The organism is Caldisalinibacter kiritimatiensis, assembly GCF_000387765.1.
Classification (GTDB): Bacteria; Bacillota; Clostridia; order Tissierellales; family Caldisalinibacteraceae; genus Caldisalinibacter; species Caldisalinibacter kiritimatiensis.
The window spans coordinates 1-5,708 of sequence record NZ_ARZA01000168.1; the positions used below are offsets into that span (position 1 = coordinate 1).

General features: G+C 26.2%; 6 protein-coding genes. All 6 read right to left on the reverse strand.

The window, feature by feature from the left end:
- Window positions 1–766 (reverse strand): MraY family glycosyltransferase (locus L21TH_RS07455; RefSeq protein ID WP_034429725.1); only part of this gene is annotated, 766 nt, incomplete at its 3' end.
- A gap of 4 nt (window positions 767–770) precedes the next feature.
- Window positions 771–1,451 (reverse strand): glycosyltransferase family 2 protein, encoded by a 681-nt coding sequence (locus L21TH_RS07460; protein ID WP_006313241.1) that lies wholly within the window; start codon window positions 1,449–1,451, stop codon window positions 771–773.
- 32 nt (window positions 1,452–1,483) lie between these two features.
- Complete coding sequence (locus tag L21TH_RS13795; protein WP_006313242.1) at window positions 1,484–2,305, reverse strand: copper transporter; 822 nt, start codon at window positions 2,303–2,305, stop codon at window positions 1,484–1,486.
- 12 nt (window positions 2,306–2,317) lie between these two features.
- A complete protein-coding gene (steA, locus tag L21TH_RS07470; protein ID WP_006313243.1) occupies window positions 2,318–3,436 on the reverse strand; it encodes a putative cytokinetic ring protein SteA in 1,119 nt (372 codons plus the stop codon).
- Between the two features lie 148 nt (window positions 3,437–3,584).
- On the reverse strand, window positions 3,585–4,382 hold the full coding sequence (spo0A, locus tag L21TH_RS07475; RefSeq protein ID WP_006313244.1) for a sporulation transcription factor Spo0A: 798 nt from the start codon (window positions 4,380–4,382) through the stop codon (window positions 3,585–3,587).
- 178 nt (window positions 4,383–4,560) lie between these two features.
- Window positions 4,561–5,708: SpoIVB peptidase (gene spoIVB, locus L21TH_RS07480; RefSeq protein ID WP_034429726.1), on the reverse strand; the 1,148-nt coding region annotated here is incomplete at its 5' end.

Here is a 5,708-nt window from a genome sequence, read left to right on the forward strand (position 1 = left end):
TAGTTATTGAGTAAAATTCAGTTATAATATGTACAAAAACTAAAAAAGTGAAATAGAATAATTTTATTAAAGTTGATTGTGTTAATACACAAAATACTCCTAAAGTAAATCCTAGAACATTAGACCCTACATCTCCCATCATACATTTTCCTTTCATATCCATTGGGAAATAAGCTAATGCTATACCTGTAATAGAATAGAGAAAGTAATGAAATTGTCCATTAATACTAGTAAATAGCATTATTATACTAATAAAAAAGAATACTTTAGTTGCCCTACCAGGTCTTAAATCAAATAGATTAATAAAGTTTGTAAATAAAGATATAATAACGGCATTAAAAAAAAACTGAGTGATACTATTAGAAAATAAATATGAAAGTATAAAAGAACAAATTATAGTTATTACAGCTTTTATACTACCTGTGGTTAATTCACCTTCTATTAAAGATGTAAAATGGCCATAAACTCCCTTAACGGAAGTATTTCCAATTACATCGTCTAAAAAACCAGTTAATCCCACTAATAATAAGCCAATATTATAAGTAAGTAAGTATATAGAATTTTGAATATTCATTATTATAGATAAAAAAGTAATAATTAAAGTTTGTAGAAACAGTAAAACTATACCCATACCTATAGGTATACTTACGTTTTTAAAATTAGTAGCCAAACAATTACTTTTGTATAATAATTTTAAGAATAATGGTGCAATAGCAAGTGTACCAAAAAAGCCAAGTCCCAAAGCAGTTATGTTTGTAATAAGCATATCCTCACCTTCTAAAAGAAAGTTTTACTAATGTGTTTAAAATATCTATAAATTGTTTACCTCTATGTAAAAATCCCTTTATGTTTCTCTTAGTTTCTCTATGCTTCATATTAACAGGAATTTCTTTAATATTAAATCCACATCTCAATGTATTAATAGTCATAGCAACATCTATTCCAAAATTATTCGGTATGTATGAAATTTTATCTATTACTTCCCTCTTATAGACTCTTTGTCCTGAAAGAGAAGCATCAAGTTTCTTCTTAGTAAATATATAGACTCCAATTTTAGCTAAACTTTTAACCAAGCCAATACCACCTTTAGATTTAGGCTTAGGGAATTTTGCAATAGTTACATCAGCTTGATTATTTAATACTGGATACAACAATTTTTTCAATTCATTAATCGTACATTTTAAATCACCATCAACTAAAACAAGATAATCAAAGTCTTCTTCTAACATTCCAGTCTTTAATGCATATCCTTTACCTTTATTTTTATTTAATTTGATTAAATTAACACCTAGTTTAGAAACAATTTTAGCAGTATTATCAATTGAACCATCATCAATTACAGTAATTTTATTTATTTCTTTTACTTTTTTTAAGAGTTTTATAGTATTTTCTATATTTTTTTCTTCGTTATATGTAGGAATTAAACATACTACTTTACTTTTACTATTCATTCTGGGCTCCTTATAATGTAATGGCTTAAATTTTAATTCAACTGTTTTAAGCTTTCTTCATATAGAAATGATAACAATGTTATTTTACCTATATAAGAGCTGATATTGTTTATTGTATCAATTTTACCATTCTTATAGATATCTATATTTATATTTTCAGTAGAATCTTTTTTCACGTAAATAATAGGTAGTTTTAGTTTTGAACAGTAATCAATAATACTTTCATTAAAACTATTAATTTTATGTTTTGACTGCAAGTTTACATTTTCAGTCAAAATAATAAAATCCAACGGTTTAGTGTTTTCTTCTTTAATATGAATAATATTGTTTGTTAATAAATAACTAAAAAATTCATTATTATAGTTCATATCTTTTAAAGTATTTACTAGTAATTTTGCAAAAGAGCTAGAAACATCAACATGGGTATCACTGGACTTATATATAAAGTTCACTAAGTTATCTAATGTTCTTTTTTCTATTAACGTAATTGACTTAATATTAGCACCAGATAGCTCAAGCAAATTTGAAATTTCCGAGTTTTTATAAATATTATTATTATCTATAACAGCGTAACTCATTTTATCTAGTTTACCTTTAGCCATTAGTGGAAGTAAATCTTCGCTAATTTTCTCATATTTTTTATTTTTGATTCGTTCCTGCTTAAGGTTAGATTTTAGGGTGTTATTTTCGTCTTTCAAATATTCAAATTTTTCTTCAAGCTGATTTACGATATCTTGTTTTTGCGAAACCATAATCTCTTGAGCATCAAACATAAAGCCAATAATAATTCCTATACCTAAAGCTAAAAAAATAGATGTGATTGTAAGCACATAATATCTTATATTAATAATCAATTTTTCACCCCTTTAAATGCCAAGTAACAACTTTAATTTTATATTAATTAATCTAATTATGTCTTTCATTGGACTCGCAGTAACAAGCGTAATAAATATTGGTATTAATGCGGCTGCCCATATACTAAATAAGTATTTTAACTTGAGATTACTTTTATATAGTTTATTAACACCTTTTGCATCAATTAGTTTAGAACCCACTTTAAGTCTAACAAGAAATGTGCTAGCCATTCCTTTTCTTCCCTTTTCTAAAAAATCTATCATATTGGAATGAGAACCAACAGCAACTATCAAATCTGCATCGTTACAATACGCTAATAATAATGCAATATCTTCACTAGTTCCAGGTGAATTAAAAACAATTGAATTTAGTCCTAACTTTGATACTCTTTCATAACCAGGGGAACGACCGTCAGGGTATGCATGGACTACTATTTCATTTGCTATCTTTAAGCATTTATCACTAATACTATCCATATCACCTATTACTATATCTGGTATGTAACCAAATTCTAGTAATGTATCCCCTCCTCCATCAACACCTATTAAAACTGGTTTAATTTCATTTATATAGTTTTGTATTGTTATTAAATCTTTTTTATAGTCTTTGCCCCTTATTACAATGAGCACATGTTTATTTTTTATATTAGTTTTTATTTTCGGAATTTTAATATTACCTAATACTAAATCCTTTTCTTTTTTTGCATAAGCTAATGTATTTTCGATAAAATTATCTAATTCGTTTTCTAAATTGTTAGAAGCTATTTTTAATAAGCGATTGATTTTATTTCTATCTAATAATTCACATTTTGCAATAAACTTTCCATCCATAAATAACGAATTTTTAATTATTTTTATTTTACTATTGTCTTTAATTGTATTAAATATCTCTTTACTAGTTTGAAAAATAGGTATTCCATTATTAATTAGATGAAGGGGACCAAGATTAGGATACTTACCACTTATACTTTTCTCTGTATTAATTACACATTTAACATTAGCTTCAATTAAAGAAAGTGCGGCTATTTCATCTATATCTTTATGTTGTACTAATGCAATATCACCATTATTTAATCTATGTATTAAGTTTTTAGTTTTTTTGTCTTTTTTTACTATTCCTATTATTTTCATTGAAAACCTCCAACAATTTACTAAATTTATTATTTGAAATAAATTAGAAAAAATACATTAATTTATTTTATCATTTATGATAACATTAAATATGATAATAATTACTAAAAAAACAACCCCTTTTATTAGGAGTTGTTAATAAATCTATTTACGATATCTTTTCTTCTAATCTCAATTTATCTGCTACCATTGCTATAAACTCACTATTAGTCGGTTTACCTTTATCAGTATGTACAGTATAACCAAATAAATTATTGATGGTATCTACTTTTCCTCTACTCCATGCAACTTCTATTGCATGTCTTATAGCTCTTTCTACCCTACTTGGTGTCGTATTGAATTTTTTAGCGATATTAGGATATAATTGTTTTGTAACAGCACTTAATAAACTAATATCTTCAATAACCATGCTAATTGCTTCTCTTAAATATAAATATCCTTTTATATGAGCAGGCACTCCAATCTCATGAATTATATTAGTAATTTTAGCTTCTAAACTCTCATTGTTATTTACTAATTTATGATTAGTTTTATTTTTTTGTCTTCTTTCAACTATAGCCGGTGCACTTCCTGTTAGTTGTCTAATTCTTTTAATAAATACTTCAAAATCAAAAGGTTTAACAACATAATAATCCGCACCTAATTTAATAGCCCTTTGAGTAATTTTATCTTGTCCTACAGCTGATAATACAATAATTTTAGGAAACTTATCTAATTCCATTGTATTCAACTTTTCAAGTACTCCTAAACCATCTAAGTGAGGCATAATAATATCTAATACTAATACATCTGGTAAATGCTTTTCTACTAATTCAACTGCCTCATTTCCATCCTTTGCAATGCCAACTACTTCAACATCATCTTGAATAGTCAAATATTCTTTTAAAATGCTACAAAAATCTTTGTTGTCATCTGCGATTAATACATTAATCTTTTTATTTTCCACTTTTTTACCCCCCTGAACATTATTTAGTTAATAACTCTAAAGTACTTATTCGACATAGCTTATATTTTTCCTTCTTTTATTCCTAAATAAAGTTTATTTTTCTAAAATTTTTTCTAAAAAAAGATAAATTGCTATATTACTAAAAAAAAGATACGGATTGACTCCATATCTTGAACTATTATTCAACTAAAGCAAATTTTTTGTCACTATTTTGTAAGATTCCTGCTTCTTTTAACATCCATTCTATATATAAGCCATAGCCTTTTTTAGGGTCGTTAATAAACACATGAGTTACAGCACCAATAATTTTTCCGTCTTGTATAATAGGACTTCCACTCATTCCCTGTATTATACCACCAGTCTTACTGAGCAATTCTTTATCTACAACCTGTATAATCATACTTTTTTGACTGGGTTTATTTTGAACTTGCACCTTATCTATATTTATTTCATATTTTTTAATACCTTCATTATCTATAGTAGATAATATATAAGCTTTTCCTTCATGTATTTCATTTTTTAATCCAACCGGTATTAACTTGTTAATCTCTTCATTCTTAATTAAATTATATGCTGTACCATATATACCATATTTAGTGTTTCTTTCAATTTTACCTATAGCTTTGTCTGAATCAAAAAATATTCCGACTATTTCTCCTGGTGAACCTTTTTTACCTTCTTGTATTGATGAAATTTTTGCTTTCATTATTTCTCCATCTTCTGAAGGCATTAATGAGCCTGTATCTATATCTGTTATACCATGACCAAGAGCTCCAAATTTTCTTGTTTCAGGGTGAAAAAAAGTCAATGTTCCTATCCCAGCAGTTTTATCTCTTACCCATAGTCCTAATCTATAACAGTTATCTTGCTTAGATTTAATTGGCTTTACTAATGTTGTGAATTCTTTATTGTTTCTAATAATTTTAATTTCTATTTTTTCATTTTTGGTTTTATTTAATATTTGGGTGATTTGTTCTGAGTTTTTAATTTTTATATTGTTTATTTCAATTATAGAATCACCTATTCTTATTCCTGCATTCTTGGCTGGACTACATTTCTCTCCATCTTTAGATATAATATCTGATAAAGCTATTACTAAAACTCCTTTTGTATTTAATTTTACACCCACAGCTTGCCCACCAGGCACTAAATATATTTTATCTATTACATTAACTTCAATGTCTTTAACAGGAATTATCCCTAATAACTTAAATTCTAGCTTAGCAGTTCCTTTTTTCTTACTTAATAAGTCAATTGAATTTTTTAGACTTAATTCATAGCTTTCATTTTTTTTACTCTCAATTTCTATAATATTGTTATTATTTT